Genomic DNA, 16,245 nt, shown 5'->3' with positions numbered 1-16,245 from the left:
CGAGTCAACCCTTTTTATTGATTAGGCAGAAAGTAGTCAACTAAAATCGTTAAACTACATTCCGGAACGAACGGGTGCTATCGTTGAATGTGTTTCATAGTAATGAAACAGTTGTTTCTACAGGGTGGAACACTTGTTTCATTACAATGAAACACTTTTGGAAAACGGCAGTGTTCAGCCCAAACAAGTAAGCAAAAAAAGATAAAGAACCTTGCGAAGAATGGACAGGGCGGCAGTCAAATGGTTTTCGACTGTACGTTTACTAATACCCAAACGGGTGGCGATCTCATCATTCGACAGACCCTGCTCACGGCTCATCTTATAAATCAGCTTTCGTTGCGGAGACATTTGTTCGACAGTCCGGTTGATAAGGTTTTGCAGTTCGCGTGCAAATATGGCTTCCTCGTCCGATTGCGAGATGGAAGCTTCCAACAAAAATTCATTCGTATACTTCTCTGAAACGGCAAGACGGTCGAAATAATCGTACACAGTAAAACGAGCCATCTGGAAAAGATAAGAGGAAAAGGAATGTACTTCCTTCAATTTTTCACGGTCTTTCCATAACGAAAGAAACAAATCCTGAGCGATGTCACGACTGATTTCCTTGTCGTGCGTCAGGCCGACAAGGAAGTTCACCAACCGAGGTTGGTGACAAATAAAAAGCCGTTCGAAAGCTTTTACGTCTCCTGCAGCGATCTCCTCTAAAATATGTCTCTCCTCGGGTAATTCCATAACTAATGCGAAGTAGCGAAAAATATCAGAAAAATCAAAATAAAAAGAATCAGATAAAATAATTTGTATCTTTGACCCGATCAATCGACCTGAAAACTAAAAACTGACTGAACTAATATAAAAATGAAGCAATACAACTTTGATGAAGTAATTGAACGCCGCGGCACCAATTGCGTCAAATACGATGCGCTAAAAGAGCGGTACGGCAACGGGGATCTTACTCCTCTCTGGGTTGCCGATATGGATTTTCGTACCCCGGACTTCATTGTCAACGCAATCAGGAAACGTTGCGAACATGAGATATTCGGTTACACCTTCGGCTCAGATTCTTACTATAACAGTATTATCGAATGGGTAGACTATAAACAAAAATGGAAGATCAAACGGGAATGGCTTAGCTATATTCCGGGGATCGTTAAAGGGATCGGTTTTGTTATCCAATGCTTTACCAAACCCGGCGATAAAGTGATTATTCAACCTCCTGTATATCACCCTTTCCGCATCGTACCGGAAAGTATGAAACGCGAGGTGGTCAATAATCCGCTCAAACTGGTGAACGGCGTTTATGAAATGGATTTCGAACAACTGGAATCAGTGATCGATGAACAATGTAAAATTCTGATCCTCTGCAACCCTCACAATCCGGGCGGTATCGTTTGGAAAAAAGACACATTGGTTAAACTGGCGGATATTTGTGCCAAACATAACATATTGGTCATTTCGGACGAGATACATGCAGAAATGGCTTATCCGCAATTCACACATCATCCTTTTGCCACTGTTTCGGATACTGCAGCTAATTGCAGTATTACCTTTATGGCTCCAAGCAAGACTTTCAATATCGCAGGAATCGTAACGTCTTACTCTATTGTTCCCAATGAAAAGATCAGGAAGGAATTTTATGAGTTTCTGGAAGCCGGAGAATTAGATGACGGAACGATCTTTGCTTATACGGCAACCGAAGCGGCTTATACTTATGGTGCCGAATGGCTACAGCAAATGCGCATGTATGTGATGGAGAACGTCCGTTTCGTAGATGAATTCTTCAAAACCAAACTACCGAAAATAAAAGTATATCCTCCGCAAGCTTCATTTCTTGTCTGGCTGGATTGCCGCGACCTGAAACTGAGCCAGGAAGACCTTGTCCATCTATTCCTGGATAAAGCGGGTATTCTGTTAAACGACGGAAGTATGTTCGGCCCGGGCGGTGAAGGTTATATGCGTCTGAATGTGGGTTGTCCGCGTTCCGTGCTGGACAAAGCGCTGAATGCTCTTAAGAAAGCGATCGACAAGAAATAAAGTAACTATTGAGAATGTGTCAAAACTCAATATTAAAGAACGCAGATGACGCAGACAGAGCGCAATAAACGCAGATAATATATTGTTTTAAAGAAAATAAAAAGTCTGCGAGCGTCTGCGTATTCTGCGTTCGGTAATAGTTTTTTTTGACAGTCTCATTTTTATTATTTCATGCCTACTACTTTTGCCGGTTCTTCTTTTATATTCAGCTTATGCCCCAGATAATCATAGCGGATGATCAAGTCTGAAATCTCCCAGGATTTTTTAAGCATACGGATCGTCTCTTCCGGAACACCGGCAGTATCTCCCACGATATTCAACTGAGGATCCACGTCAAAATCAGGCTTCTGCGGATTAAAGATACTTTCTCCCAATCCTTTCCACCAATAATCATTCAGCCCCAATAGATCAAGCAATGTCGGATACACATCCACCTGTCCCATTACTTTGCCATAATACATATTAAAGGGTGCATTCAAAATTATAAGCGGAACAAATGCTTTATCCGATACGATATTCTTTCCCACCGGATCATTGCATAATTCTTTTCTCACAGTACCCAAAGCCTCATGGTCACCCATGATCATGACCAATGTATTATCAAAACGCTTATCCGCTTTAATCCTGGATATAAATTCCCCGATTGCCCGGTCCGTATAATTGGCCATGGTCATATAATTATTCAGAACCTCGGGAATGTCCGGCGAAAAAGAAACTCTCTTCAAAGAATCCGGTAAAATAAAAGGATTGTGCCCGGAATAAGTAATGCATTGTAAAAATGTATTTCCGGAATCATCCCAAACTTCATTATTCTTCATTTTTTCCAGGCACTGGCGCAGAAAAGCACGGTCGCCAACCTGCTTACGTGAACCGACCGGTTCTTCTTGTATAAAACAGGTTTTCGAAACCAGACTGTCAAAACCTAAAACCGGAGCTATTATACATTGATTCCACACCATCGGTTTATCGATAGTCAGGCTGTATGCTTTGGCATTCTTATGTTTCCCTTTAAATGCCTTAACGACAGAAGGATAATATGACTCCGGAAATTTAATACTGTAAGGGCCTGATTGAATAGGCAAAAGCCCCGTACCCATTAACAACTGGGCATCGATAGAACGCCCTCCCTTTACCTGCGATAAAACATGAGGTGCATAAATAACCAAGGAATCCCTTAGTATTTTATTCAGATTCGGAGTGATCTCCTGCCCTTCGACCGTTTTCTCCAAGACCCAGCTTTCCAACGATTCGGCCAGGATAATAATACAGTTATCTTTACTATATACTTGAGGGAAAACGGATTGTAAATCCGTTTTCCTGGCTAGCCAGGAATCGATGCGGTCTTTTATCTCCTCCGTATAGACTATATGGTCGCAGGTATAATCATAATAAAGAGAACCGAATATCGTGTACATCGGTATATTACAGGTGTGCAAATAAGCATCTTGCAATCTTTCATAGGCAACCTTGAACCCGTTCTGACTCCAGAGACGAATGGCAGGAACCAAAGCTATCAAACAGACCAAAGCAATATAACGAACAAAAGTCCGCCCCCTCTTAGGTTGTTCAACCGTTTTATTCTCCGGCTTCCGATAGAAATTACGCCACCACAAAACTCCTGCTGCAACTGTAGATAAAGGGAAAAACAAATCCACCATTCTCCAGGAGTCCAATACACTACTGGCAAAATCAGATAAATTACCGACCAAAAGATAGCTATCCAATGGTATTGCTGTAAAATAGGTACGAAAATACATCAGGTTTGAAATAAACAAACCATCGAGTATGAAAAATATAACCCATGTTGTCTTTACGGCACGAAAACAAACCAGAGGCAATAATAAAAACAAGGAAACCAGAATAGTATCCAGATAAGTTTCAACCTTTGAGAATGGCGTAAATGTGGATAACATGCACCAAAGCAAATTAAACCACATAAATTTCAAAAACAAAAAAACAAAAAACAGACCTATCAATTTTCTGCTCTCCGTTCCGTTCGGAAAGAAAAAATTTATCCCTTTAGAAAACCACATTAGCAAACACGACTTTATTAACCTATCGACAAATACTGTAACAATAGAATAAGTACAAAATCTTTTATTTATTCAGCCGACAAAGATAACTATATTCTGCCTGAAAACATTACATATCTTTATTTTTAAAAGAATAACCTGATAAGTCGGAAATTATACGTAAATTTGTCCTCGTTTTATTTATTACAAATACATTTAAAAATGAAAATTACAGCAAATAAGTTCGTTGCGGTTACATACGACCTGAACGTAGGAGAAGGTGAAGAGCGTGAGTTGATGGAAAGAGCAGTGCCTGAAACTCCTTTGAAATTCATTTTCGGAACAGGTGCTATGCTCCCGGCTTTCGAAGATGCTTTGAAAGGCCTGGAAGTAGGCAACAAGTTCGACTTCTCTATCGCTCCGGCTGACGCATACGGAGAATATGTGGAAGATCATGTATTGGATCTGCCGAAAAACATCTTTGAAGTAGAAGGAAAATTCGACTCAGAGGTTATCAAAGAAGGTAACACCGTTCCTATGATGGATTCAAACGGTAACCGTCTGAACGGTTCTGTTCTGGAAGTGAAAGACGATGTTGTTGTGATGGACTTCAACCATCCGTTGGCTGGCGAAACTCTGCACTTCAGCGGTGAAGTGATCGATGTTCACGAACCGACAGCTGAAGAAATCGCAGCATTATCAGCTCCCGCCGGTGGATGTGGTTGCGGATGCGACGACTGCGGAAGCGATTGCGGAGATCACGATCACGAAGGTGGTTGCGGATGCGGCAGCTGCCACTAATTATAAAATAAAAAAGCAGAATGAGGAATGAAGAATGAAAGAGATTCTGCATTCCTCATTCTGTTTTTAAGCCATATTATTCTTAATCCCCTATTTCATTTATAAGATATGAATACATTCGGAAACATATATAGGCTAACTTCCTTCGGAGAATCACATGGCCCGGGAATCGGAGGTGTTATAGACGGATGCCCGGCTGGTATCGAATTGGACACAGCTTTCATACAGCAAGAATTAAATCGTCGTAAACCGGGTCAGTCAAGGATTACGACGCCACGTAAAGAGGATGACGAAGTTCAATTTCTTTCAGGGATCTATGAAGGAAAAACAACCGGTACACCGATCGGTTTTATCATCTGGAACAAAAACCAGCATTCATCCGATTATGATAATATGAAGACGGTCTACCGTCCTTCGCATGCCGATTATACTTATCAGACAAAATATGGCATTCGCGATCCTCGTGGCGGCGGCCGTTCATCTGCTCGTGAAACTATCGCCCGGTGTGTTGCCGGAGCTATTGCCAAACTGGCTTTACGTCAAAAAGGAATTCATATTCAGGCTTATACTTCGCAGGTCGGTCCTATCAAACTGGAAGGATCTTATAAAAATTACGATCTGAACCTGACAGAAGAAAGTGATGTAAGATGTCCGGACCCGGATAAAGCGGCCGAAATGGAAAAGCTTATCGCAGAAGTCAAATCAAAAGGGGACACGATCGGCGGAGTGATCACCTGTGTAATAAAAGGGACGCCTGTCGGACTCGGAGAACCGGTCTTCCATAAGTTACATGCGGCACTCGGACATGCGATGCTGACGATCAACGCCGTCAAAGGTTTTGAGTATGGCGACGGCTTCGAAGCCGCATTATATCGCGGTTCCGAACGTAATGACCGTTTCTTCAATGATAACGGCCATATCAATACCCACACCAATCATTCGGGAGGTATCCAGGGAGGAATCTCCAACGGACAGGATATTTATTTCCGTGTTGCCTTCAAATCGGTTGCAACGATACTGATGGAACAGGAAACTGTCAATATGGATGGAGAAGAAACCGTCCTGAAAGCCCGCGGACGCCATGACCCATGCGTTCTTCCGCGTGCCGTACCGATTGTCGAATCGATGGCAGCGATGACCATACTGGATTATTTGCTGCTCCAAAAAACCAGAGAGTAAAACAGTTGACAGTTGACAAGTGACAGTTGACAGATAAGCTTCGCAATCGAACCCCAAACTGTCAACTGTCACTTGTCAACTGTCAACTATTCATGATGATAGGGTTCATTATTCAGAATAGTCATCGCCCGATAAATCTGTTCGATAAAGATCAGGCGGATCATTTGATGCGAGAAAGTCATCTTACTCAATGAAATCTTTTCCGAAGCGGCCTTATAAACAGCCTCACTAAAGCCATAAGGCCCTCCCACAACGAACACCAACCGCTTCGGCACCGTATGCATTTTCTTTTCTATATAAGTAGAAAATTGCATGGAAGTAAACTCCTTCCCTTTCTCATCCAGCAGAACCAGATAATCCCCGGATTGTAATGTTTTCAATATCAACTCTCCCTCTTTCTCCTTCTGTTGGGTCTCAGACATATTTTTTACGTTCTTTATATCAGGAATAACTTCCAGTTCAAAAGGGATATAATGAACCAAACGATTCTTATACTCATTGATTGCCTCTACAAAATAACCGGCATCGGTCTTACCTATTACGACCAGCGCAATTTTCATTTATTTACATTTTAAGTGTTGAAGGCGCTAATTTACAGGAAAAATACATACCTTTGTGCGATAATACTCACAAAAAGAGGAGATAGCTTATGAAACGATTATTACTTACATTGGCATTGGTATTCTCATTTTTGAGCGTCATGGCAACCGATATTAACCCTATATCGAACGCCTTCAAAAGTGGAAATGCCACTACACTGACCGGAGCTATGGATCAGGAAGTAGATATGGCTCTCCCCGGTTCATCTAAAAAGTGCAGCGGAAGCGAAGCCGTCAAAATGCTGTCTACTTTCTTCGGGAACAACAAACCGACCGGATTCTCGGTGGTACACCATGCAGATAAAAAAGATGCCGGATTCTTTGTCGGCAAACTTCCGACCGCTTCGGGTGAATATCGTGTAAACATTACTTACCGTGCCGACGGCGACAAAGCGATTATACAATCAATCAGAATAGAATAACAAATGGATCAATTAATTGATGACTTAATTAAATTAGCGTTTGCCGAAGATATAGGCGACGGTGATCATACGACTTTATGCTGCATTCCCGATACTGCTATGGGAAAAAGCCAGCTTATCATTAAAGAAGATGGTGTACTGGCCGGCGTAGAAATGGCTAAGCGTATCTTCCACGACTTCGACCCGGAACTGAAAATGACAATCTTTATCAATGATGGTGCCGAAGTAAAAAAAGGTGACATCGCCTTTACTGTAGAAGGAAAAGTACAGTCTCTGTTGCAAACAGAACGCCTGATGCTGAACGTTATGCAGCGCATGAGCGGTATCGCAACGACTACCCGCAAATATGTAAAAGCGCTGGAAGGCACTAAAACCCGCGTATTGGATACCCGTAAGACGACTCCAGGTATGCGTATGATGGAGAAAGATGCCGTTAAGATCGGCGGCGGTATAAATCACCGTATCGGACTATTCGATATGATCCTGCTGAAAGACAATCATGTGGACTTTGCCGGTGGCATCGAACAGGCCATTACCCGTGCACAGAACTACCTGAAAGAAAAAGGCAAGAACCTGAAAATTGAAATTGAAGTACGTAACTTCGACGAGTTGCAACAAGCCATGAACGTGGGAGGTATCGACCGCATCATGCTGGATAACTTCAATATCGAAGATACAAAGAAAGCTGTCGAAATGATCGGCGGACGCTTCGAAACCGAATCATCAGGCGGTATCACATTCGATACACTGCGCGACTATGCAGAATGTGGTGTAGACTTTATTTCAGTCGGGGCACTGACCCATTCGGTCAAGAGTCTCGATATGAGTTTGAAGGCTTGCTAAGAGATATTTATAAGGCGGATAGTTGATTATCCGCCTTTCTTTTTATACATTTGCCAACATCATTAACAAAACGAATAAGCTATGAAAAATATTACTACGATTCATCGGCGTAAAACGCCTGATTCATTTAAGTTACTTCCGAAAGTAAGTAGAAAAACACGGAAGGCCATCTATCTGGAAGCCAGCAAATACATCAACGATCTCACCAAGTTGATATTCGGCGGTATCATTTTAACGAACATATTAAATTTTAATATTGATAAAATGATTATTTTTGTATCAGGATTTATAGCTGTTATTATTTTGACTGCTTTTAGTTTTGCTTTATTTTTAAAAGGAAAGGAGTAAATTATGGGATTTGTCTATTTATGTATTACAATGAGTGCCATAGGTATAGCTTTTTTTATTTGGCTTATGACTCCAAGTGGTCAAAGATGGTGGCATGAAAAATAACAACTTACATAACAAAGTAAGATATATTAAAAGGCGGAATTATCCGCCTTTTCTATTTTTATCCGATACGAACAACTTCGCCATCCTTCAGTAAATACTTTTCCCCGCTTTCCGGACAGACAGCCAATCCATCCCCATCAAAATAGAGCCGATGCCCATATTCACTCACCCAACCTATTTGTTTGGAAGGATTACCTACGACTAAGGCATAAGGCGGAATTTCTTTAGTAACTACCGCTCCGGCACCAATCAATGCGTACGCTCCGATAGTATATCCGCAAACAATCGTTGCATTCGCTCCGATAGTAGCTCCTTTACCTACATGCGTTTTCATATATTGATCTTTCCGGTTAACGGCACTTCGCGGATTGATAACATTCGTAAAGACGCAGCTAGGTCCCAAAAATACATCATCCTCACAAGTCACCCCCGTATAAACAGATACATTGTTCTGCACCTTTACGTTATTACCCAGGACGACTTCCGGCGAAATAACAACATTCTGCCCGATATTACACCGTTCACCGATCGTACAACCCGACATTATGTGAGAGAAATGCCAGATACGGGTATCATCCCCGATCGTACAGCCGGGATCGATCACTGCTGTTTCATGTGCCTGAAAAGTTGCCATAACTGATTATTTATAAATTAAAAAGATGGTTGGTTTCTTACTCAGATCAGGAACTTTCCCTGCCCAATCTTTCACCGGACGAGTATGGATATATTCATCTTCACACGTAATATCCGAAGCTATGCATAACTTAGTAGACGGACGACAGGTACGGATCAGTTCCTCCGCCAGCTTATTATTACGATAAGGCGTCTCGATAAAAAGCTGTGTCTGGTTTTCCGAATAAATACGCCCTTCCAGCTTTTTAATTGTATTTGTCCGTTCTGAAGCATCGATGGGCAGATAACCATGAAAGGCAAAACTCTGTCCGTTGAAACCGGAAGCCATTACAGACATCAGGATAGAAGACGGTCCTACCAATGGAACAACCGGGTAATTCTTCCGTTGTGCAATCGCCACTACATCCGCTCCCGGATCGGCAACAGCCGGACAACCAGCCTCAGATATCACACCGACATGCTCGCCTTTTGCCAACGGAGCCAGATAACCGGTAACATCTTCCGGAGAAGTATGCTTATTCAATTCATAAAAAGTCAGATCGTCTATTACGATAGAAGGTTCCGTCTTTTTCAGAAAACGACGTGCGGTACGTATATTTTCTACGATGAAATGTTTGATCTGTAGAATGATTTCACGATTATATTCCGGGAGAACACGCCGATGCTCGGTATCTCCCAATGTAACCGGTATAAGGAAAAGCGATGCTTGCATACTGTTAGTTTTCTGCAAAGTTAGTATTTTTGCACCAAACAAACAGAATAAGATGGCACTTCCTATCGAATTTATCGCACGTACCCGTGCTTTATTAGGTGAAGAATATGATAAACTGGAAGCCGCATTACAAGCGGACGTACCCGTTAGTATCCGTATAAATCAGCGTAAAGGGACAAAGGCGCCCGAAACATCGCCGGTCGCCTGGAGCGAAACCGGCTATTACCTGCCTGAACGGCTTTCGTTCACCTTCGATCCACAGTTTCATGCAGGAGCTTATTATGTACAGGAAGCTTCGTCGATGTTTTTGGAACAAGCCATTCGCACCTTTGTGGACGGACCGGTCAAGTGCCTGGATCTTTGTGCCGCCCCGGGAGGGAAGTCCACTCACCTGATAAGCCTTTTACCCGAAGGAAGCCTGTTGGTCAGCAACGAGGTAATCCGTACACGTAGCAATATCCTGGCTGAAAATATGACCAAATGGGGTAATCCGAACAGCATCGTCACCAACAACGACCCGGAAGAGATCGGCCGCCTGACACATTTATTCGATGTGATCGTTACCGACGTTCCCTGTTCCGGCGAAGGAATGTTCCGCAAAGACACCGACAGCACGGGCGAATGGAGTGTGGCAAACGTAAACCTTTGTGCCGCCCGCCAGCGCCGTATCATCCACGATATATGGAATGCACTCAAACCCGGCGGACTACTTATTTACAGTACCTGCACCTATAACACGGAAGAAAACGAGGATAATATACATTACATACTGGAAGAACTGGGAGCCGAAGCCCTGTCCATCCCTGTTAAAGAAGAATGGCAGATCACCGGACCGTTACGCCATGCACACCCGGTCTACCGTTTCTTCCCTCATAAAACAAAAGGAGAAGGTTTCTTCCTTGCCGCCCTGCGTAAAGCAACCGGTGAAATAGAAGAAATTCGTCCTAAAGGGAAAGGTAAGAAAGATAAAGGAAAAGCAACACCAGCTATTCCTTCCCTTATAAACAATTGGTTGCAGGAGCCTGACAGCTTCCGGATGGAAGTTTTCAACGACACCATACAGGCCATCCCCACCGTTCACTACGACACCTGGCAACTAATATCCAATCAGCTACGAATAGTATCAGCCGGAATACGCATAGGTGAAATAAAAGGGAAAGACATCTTACCGGCTCATTCCCTGGCAGTAAGCACCGCATTGAACAAAACGGCTTTTACCCGCGTCGAAGTCAGTTGGGCAGATGCTGTCAAATACCTGAAAAAAGAAGCCTTACTCCTCCCTTCGGATATAGAAAAAGGATATGTATTAGTCTGTTATAACGATTTCCCACTTGGTTTTGTCAAACATTTAGGAAACCGTGCCAACAACCTGTACCCGCAGGAATGGCGTATCCGTAGCGGATATCTGCCGGATAAAGTTATTCTCTTTCCCGGAGAATAGGCGGGTACAGGAGAAAACACGATTATTGCAGACGCGCCGTATGAAGTGCCGCCTCTATCTTGCGTATATAATTCCGTTTGGTTGTTTCCGGAGCATAGACAAGTCCTTCGGTAACAATCACACGTTGTTTATTCGTATCCAGAAAGGCATGGCTGACAAACGGACCACCCATCTTATCGCCTACCATCTTCCACAGGCCACGTAACACACCGCAATATTTTTCATGCAGCATGATAGGTTCATAAGTCAGACCGGCACGTGTTTCGGTTGCCATATATGAATCGGGGAAAGCACCGGGTAGATTTCGCTTCAAAACAGAATCGCGCTTAGCTACCAGGTAATCCTCCGTAAACGTATTTTCATCTGTATACGGAAAAGAATACACCAGCAAATCAACACGCCCGGTATTAGCATTATTCGATACCCATAGGAAATCGGTGGTATCTTTATAATAAGTCATATCTTCCGGAGCATTGATATGGATATTGAATTTTTCCTGCGCTTTATCCATAGCTAGTTTACTGTAATGCTCCTTTAAAATAGCGATACGACGTCCCTTTTCTATACTGCAAAAATGATTGACTATATCAGAATCATGCAATGTCAGATAAGTCACCAGTTCATGGACGGACGGAGCATTGAGTTTTATCACTTCCTGGTTCTTTGCCCACTCATCCTTATAACCGTTCAACGCCACCATCGTATATTTAGCCGGATCAATATCGATAATAAGAATATTACGGACATATCTCAACAGACCATTGAATGTTTCCTTGGGAACAAAAGTAACCCGCATGGAGGGTTCCGGTTGAGGAAGTCCTGCTACCGAAGCATTTAACTGCTCTTTTATCAACTCGCCAACTTCACTTTCTCCCACCTCCCTGGTCATAACGACCAGAATTTCATAAGGCAGACCGGTTGCGCGTTTCTCTACGATGGAGCTATTACAACTCATTAAAGTCAGTAATCCCAACAGGTAAACGGTAAATAGACATTGTGTTCTCATAAGCATTATTCTTTATTCCATTTCAGAGTTAATTGTTTATGGCAGCAAAGGTAAGAGGGAAAAAGAAAGAGAGGAAGAAAGAGTACCGGACAAATAAGAAAAACGACAAAATACTATATATCAACAAAATACAAACCAATATATTCTATAGGAGATACACTTTGCAGGACAATTAGAATAGATTACGGATCAAAATTTATCGATACAGTCGGATAAACTGGTCCAAATCCGTCTTATCGTCCAGCTGTAACCGTTTCTTCAGACGGCTCTTCGACTTGGTCAGGGCATCGGTGGTATTATTAAAAACAGCCATTTGATCTTTACGGGGAAAGTTCCATTTGATTAGGCAGCAAATTTCTTCTTCATGGCGGGTTATACCCGATTTCTGTTTCAGTTCCGTCAGGAAATTATTGAAAAGAAGATCGGTGGTATAAAGCAATTCGCTCCACTCCGGCTTGGTCAGATTGGTACGGACAGGATCTTGTTTGAGCTGGATCAATAAAGAAAAAGCATCTGTCGGCAACTCGATCGTCTCTTCCGATGCGGCCGAAAGACGTTTGATGATCTGTTCGCTTTCCCGAACTTTCCGCTGGTAATAATCCAGATCGGCGATGCGTTCTTTATAAAGCTCCGATTCTTCCGCCAGATTACGCAGATCTTCTTCCAGGCGGTTTATCTGCCCGATATAATCGTATTTTTCTTTCTGATAATGATAAATAGCCACCTTATTCTTCCTGATCTTTTCCTTGACAAGCCGGTGACGTTCTTTGCTGCGTGCCATACGGACACCGATAATATAGCCCAATACGGCACCAGCTATCAGCGCCACCCAGCAGAAACAAAACAAGAAAAAGGTCAGGGAAGAAGGATTATCCATATCAATTCATTCACGATTTATTTTTCAGATATTCATAGATAGCCAACTGCGAACGGACTTTCACCGGCTCATCGTTATGTTTGAAGTTATTATGCAACTGTTCGTCGATCAGACAAGCCTTTACATTATCGCGCATCTGTATCTTCAGTATATCGACTACTTCCTGTTTGATCTCCGGGACCAGTATCGGGAAAGCCGTTTCTATACGCCGGTTCAGATTACGACGCATCCAGTCTGCCGATGTCAGATAGACATCTTCCTTGCCGTCATTATAGAAATACCAGATACGGGAATGCTCCAGGAACATATCGACAATGCGTGTTACCCGGATATTTGCACTATAAGGCTGGCCGGGAACCAGGCAACAGATACCTCTCACGATCAGATCGATCTCCACCCCATTCTCGCTGGCACGATACAACTCATTGATCATATTCTGGTCGTGCAGACCGTTCATCTTCAAGACGATCCGTCCTTTACGTCCCTGTTTCACATGTTCAATCTCCCGGTGGATCATACGGATCAGTTCAGGAACCATATTGAAACGCGCCACCAGCAAATGGCGGAAAGTAGGCTCCGACATTTTACCTTCCAACACAGCAAACACCTTGTTTATATCCGTAATGATCTCGTCATTGCAGGTGAGTAAAGCCATATCGGAATAGACACGTGCCGTTTTCTCATTGAAGTTTCCGGTACTGAGGTAAGCAAAGTCACGCCGTTTGTTCCCATCCTCCGAATCTTTCCGGACGATAACAGCTACTTTTGCATGCACCTTCAATCCGGGAATACTATATATAATACGTATCCCCGCCTTCTCCATCCGCTCGGCCGTACTCATATTATTTTCTTCGTCAAAACGGGCTTTCAGTTCTACAAAGACCGTCACTTTTTTCCCATTCTGTGCAGCACTTACCAACGTATTGATGACCGCCGAATTTTCCGCCACCCGGTATTGGGTGATTTTTATTTCATCCACTTTCGGATCGAAAGCCGCCTCCATCAGAAAGCGGATCAGGTAATCGAACGACTGGTAAGGGAAATGCAACAAAATATCTTTTTTCTTCACCGCCCGGAATACAGAACCTTTCTCATCCAGATAAGGCACACGCATAGGTGCCGGGACCTTCTGTTCCAACTCTTTCCCTTTCGGATTGGGCAATTTGGCAAGGTCCTGCAAATTCAGGTAACGCCCGCCAACCACCAGGTCGTCGCGTGTAATACCGAAAGCATCGCATATAAAAGAAAGGAAATCTTCCGGCATCGCCCGATCGTACATAAAACGACTCAGCGCCCCGATCTTCCGTTTCTTTACCTTCTTACGGATGCTTTCCACGATATTCCCTTTCTCATCCTCCAGATAAATATCGGCATCGCGGGATATCTTGATACTATAACAACTGTCTATCTCATAACCCGGAAATACATTCGCCAGATTCGTCCGGATAATATCGTCGATGAACATGATGTAAAACTTCCCTTCATGCTGGGGCAACTCGATGAAACGGGGTACTTTGGCATAAGGGATCTTCATCAGGGCATAATGGAACTCAGGCGCCTGGTCGCCTTCCGACTTCCGCTTGCTCTTCTTTATCATACGGATCACCAGGTATAAACGGCGGTCGCGGATAAACGTACGGATATCCCCTGCCTGTATCATGACGGGCGACAGGAACGGAAAGACCTCTTCATTAAAGAAGTTATGCACGAACTCTTCATGGAAAGGTTCGGGTTCGCTTCCCTGATAAAGATAAATATTCTGACGATTAAGCTCCGGCAGTATCTTTTCCGAAAAGATACGGTAATACTCCCGTTGCTGGCGGTTCACTTCATCTGTTATCTCGGTCAACACTTCTTCGGCCTCGGCACCGCTTTCTTCGGTGAAATTCTTTTTCATGATCACCCCACGATGCTCCGCCACACGTATTTCGTAAAATTCTTCCAGATTGGAAGAATAGATAGACAAGAATTTAATCCGCTCATAGATAGGCAGCGCATCGTCTTCCGCTTCCAGTAAAACCCGGTAGTTGAAAGAGAGCCAACTAATGTCGCGCTTAAAGTATTTATATGAATTCTCCATCGTATTCTATTCTTAGCTGCGTAAATATAGAGACTTTTGCAGAATAAAAGAAATAGATACTTATACAAAAATCGGACAACCCCTGTTAAGAGCTGTCCGATCCTCTTTTTTAACTCATAATTCTATAAAATCCAACGAATATGAGCTCTTATCACTTTTTATTTACCTTTTTCCAATTCAAAATCCACCAAAATGGGACGATGATCGGAAGGATGCCAAAAGTTTGAAAGATTTGCCGGATCGCGCACCGGTTTTGTGTAAGTATCGGTCACGACATCGGCAGCAACAATACGTTCATATAGCGGAGAAGTACAATATACGAAATCTATACGCGCCTCTCCCCCCGTCGTGGTCTTAAACTCGCCGGGATGCTTTTTAGCGATCACATCTACATAAGGGGTATTCTCACGGATATAATCATGCACTAAAAAGCGAGTATCTACCTCCGGATATTTGTAAACCGTATTATCAACTCGTGACCGCGAATTAAAATCTCCCATCATCATCCAGTATTGGCCAGCTGCCCCGGGAACTGATCCGATCGTTTGTTTACAGATATATTCCATTTCCATACGCCGGTATTTGTCTCCTCCGTGTTCCGCTCTGCTGGCATCCTGGTCTTCGGCACGAAAAGCAAAGGCTTGCGGCCAGGTATGGAGCGTTACCACATTGACCGTTTGTCCGCCTATTTCGATCTGCGCCCAGCCAGCGCCATGCGTAACGACACTGTCCGGCTCCGCCCCCGTAATACGCGAGACATTTTTAATCGGATATTTAGATGTTATCACCTGGGGATAGTTGTCACGGTGACCACCTACATACCAATATGCATGTCCATATCGCATGGCTAGTTTCTCCCAATTATCTGTCAGGTAACGATCTGCTGCCTCCATAGGGTCAGCTGTCCCCGTCTTATAAATAGTCTGAGCTTCACACCAGACACAGATATCCGGATTTTGCTTTTTAACCCATTCGACAAAACCGTCATAATTATCTCCCTGTCCGGACCACATCCCGTTTTGGATGTTCCAGTAGAGAAGACGTACATGTTCCTTATCCGAACGGTTGCCACATGATGTCACAAGACAGGCTGCTATCCACATAAACGCGAGCATAAAAAATATACGCCCTCCGTTAATAATCTGTTTTTTCATTC

16 protein-coding genes are annotated in these 16,245 nt (G+C 43.3%); 7 read left to right on the top strand and 9 right to left on the bottom strand.

What is annotated here, in order from left to right:
- Window positions 1-174: 174 nt before the first annotated feature.
- Entirely contained in the window at window positions 175-732 is a 558-nt protein-coding gene (locus DWX23_RS23720) for an RNA polymerase sigma-70 factor (protein WP_122353418.1), read from the bottom strand.
- A 123-nt stretch (window positions 733-855) separates the two neighbouring features.
- Between DWX23_RS23720 and DWX23_RS23715 the strand changes: the two genes are divergently transcribed.
- Entirely contained in the window at window positions 856-2,031 is a 1,176-nt protein-coding gene (locus DWX23_RS23715) for a MalY/PatB family protein (protein ID WP_122376323.1), read from the top strand.
- Window positions 2,032-2,195: 164 nt separating this feature from the next.
- Here the strand turns inward: DWX23_RS23715 and DWX23_RS23710 are convergent, their stop codons facing one another.
- Entirely contained in the window at window positions 2,196-3,944 is a 1,749-nt protein-coding gene (locus DWX23_RS23710; protein WP_233587760.1) for an LTA synthase family protein, read from the bottom strand.
- 321 nt (window positions 3,945-4,265) lie between these two features.
- Here DWX23_RS23710 and DWX23_RS23705 point away from each other — a divergent pair, with 321 nt between their 5' ends.
- Window positions 4,266-4,844 carry a peptidylprolyl isomerase gene (locus tag DWX23_RS23705; RefSeq protein WP_122376321.1) on the top strand — a complete coding sequence of 193 codons (579 nt, stop codon included), beginning with the start codon at window positions 4,266-4,268 and terminating at the stop codon, window positions 4,842-4,844.
- Between the two features lie 108 nt (window positions 4,845-4,952).
- Window positions 4,953-6,023, top strand: a complete 1,071-nt coding sequence (gene aroC, locus DWX23_RS23700) for a chorismate synthase (RefSeq protein WP_122353414.1) — start codon at window positions 4,953-4,955, stop codon at window positions 6,021-6,023.
- A gap of 86 nt (window positions 6,024-6,109) precedes the next feature.
- Here aroC and rlmH read toward each other — a convergent pair whose 3' ends face one another.
- Window positions 6,110-6,583, bottom strand: a complete 474-nt coding sequence (gene rlmH, locus DWX23_RS23695; RefSeq protein WP_122376320.1) for a 23S rRNA (pseudouridine(1915)-N(3))-methyltransferase RlmH — start codon at window positions 6,581-6,583, stop codon at window positions 6,110-6,112.
- An 89-nt stretch (window positions 6,584-6,672) separates the two neighbouring features.
- Here rlmH and DWX23_RS23690 point away from each other — a divergent pair, with 89 nt between their 5' ends.
- The 3 genes from DWX23_RS23690 (at window position 6,673) to DWX23_RS23680 (ending at window position 8,235) form a co-directional block, all read left to right on the top strand.
- Window positions 6,673-7,044: a DUF4783 domain-containing protein gene (locus tag DWX23_RS23690; RefSeq protein WP_122376319.1), complete on the top strand. Its 372-nt coding sequence runs from the start codon at window positions 6,673-6,675 to the stop codon at window positions 7,042-7,044.
- A 3-nt stretch (window positions 7,045-7,047) separates the two neighbouring features.
- Window positions 7,048-7,887: a carboxylating nicotinate-nucleotide diphosphorylase gene (gene nadC / locus DWX23_RS23685; RefSeq protein ID WP_122376318.1), complete on the top strand. Its 840-nt coding sequence runs from the start codon at window positions 7,048-7,050 to the stop codon at window positions 7,885-7,887.
- A gap of 81 nt (window positions 7,888-7,968) precedes the next feature.
- Complete coding sequence (locus DWX23_RS23680; protein ID WP_229800992.1) at window positions 7,969-8,235, top strand: DUF6722 family protein; 267 nt, start codon at window positions 7,969-7,971, stop codon at window positions 8,233-8,235.
- 163 nt (window positions 8,236-8,398) lie between these two features.
- On the opposite strand, the gene DWX23_RS23675 is transcribed toward DWX23_RS23680, so the two are convergent.
- On the bottom strand, window positions 8,399-8,974 hold the full coding sequence (locus DWX23_RS23675; RefSeq protein ID WP_122376317.1) for an acyltransferase: 576 nt from the start codon (window positions 8,972-8,974) through the stop codon (window positions 8,399-8,401).
- A gap of 6 nt (window positions 8,975-8,980) precedes the next feature.
- Window positions 8,981-9,685 carry an SAM-dependent methyltransferase gene (locus DWX23_RS23670; protein ID WP_122376316.1) on the bottom strand — a complete coding sequence of 235 codons (705 nt, stop codon included), beginning with the start codon at window positions 9,683-9,685 and terminating at the stop codon, window positions 8,981-8,983.
- Between the two features lie 52 nt (window positions 9,686-9,737).
- Between DWX23_RS23670 and DWX23_RS23665 the strand changes: the two genes are divergently transcribed.
- The gene (locus DWX23_RS23665) at window positions 9,738-11,126 is read left to right on the top strand and encodes an rRNA cytosine-C5-methyltransferase (RefSeq protein WP_122376315.1); all 1,389 of its coding nucleotides are present in this window, start codon (window positions 9,738-9,740) and stop codon (window positions 11,124-11,126) included.
- A gap of 22 nt (window positions 11,127-11,148) precedes the next feature.
- On the opposite strand, the gene DWX23_RS23660 is transcribed toward DWX23_RS23665, so the two are convergent.
- From DWX23_RS23660 to DWX23_RS23645, 4 genes are all read right to left on the bottom strand, one after another.
- Window positions 11,149-12,132 (bottom strand): DUF4837 family protein, encoded by a 984-nt coding sequence (locus DWX23_RS23660; RefSeq protein WP_122376314.1) that lies wholly within the window; start codon window positions 12,130-12,132, stop codon window positions 11,149-11,151.
- Between the two features lie 196 nt (window positions 12,133-12,328).
- Window positions 12,329-13,009, bottom strand: coding sequence for a hypothetical protein (locus DWX23_RS23655; RefSeq protein WP_122376313.1), 681 nt, complete (start codon window positions 13,007-13,009; stop codon window positions 12,329-12,331).
- Between the two features lie 10 nt (window positions 13,010-13,019).
- A complete protein-coding gene (locus tag DWX23_RS23650; RefSeq protein ID WP_122376312.1) occupies window positions 13,020-15,089 on the bottom strand; it encodes an RNA degradosome polyphosphate kinase in 2,070 nt (689 codons plus the stop codon).
- 158 nt (window positions 15,090-15,247) lie between these two features.
- Window positions 15,248-16,243 carry an endonuclease/exonuclease/phosphatase family protein gene (locus DWX23_RS23645; RefSeq protein ID WP_122376311.1) on the bottom strand — a complete coding sequence of 332 codons (996 nt, stop codon included), beginning with the start codon at window positions 16,241-16,243 and terminating at the stop codon, window positions 15,248-15,250.
- Between the last annotated feature and the right edge of the window lie 2 nt (window positions 16,244-16,245).

The sequence above is a fragment of the Parabacteroides sp. AF18-52 genome (assembly GCF_003479145.1).
Taxonomy (GTDB): Bacteria; Bacteroidota; Bacteroidia; order Bacteroidales; family Tannerellaceae; genus Parabacteroides; species Parabacteroides faecis.
This window is presented reverse-complemented; position numbering and strand designations above follow the sequence as displayed.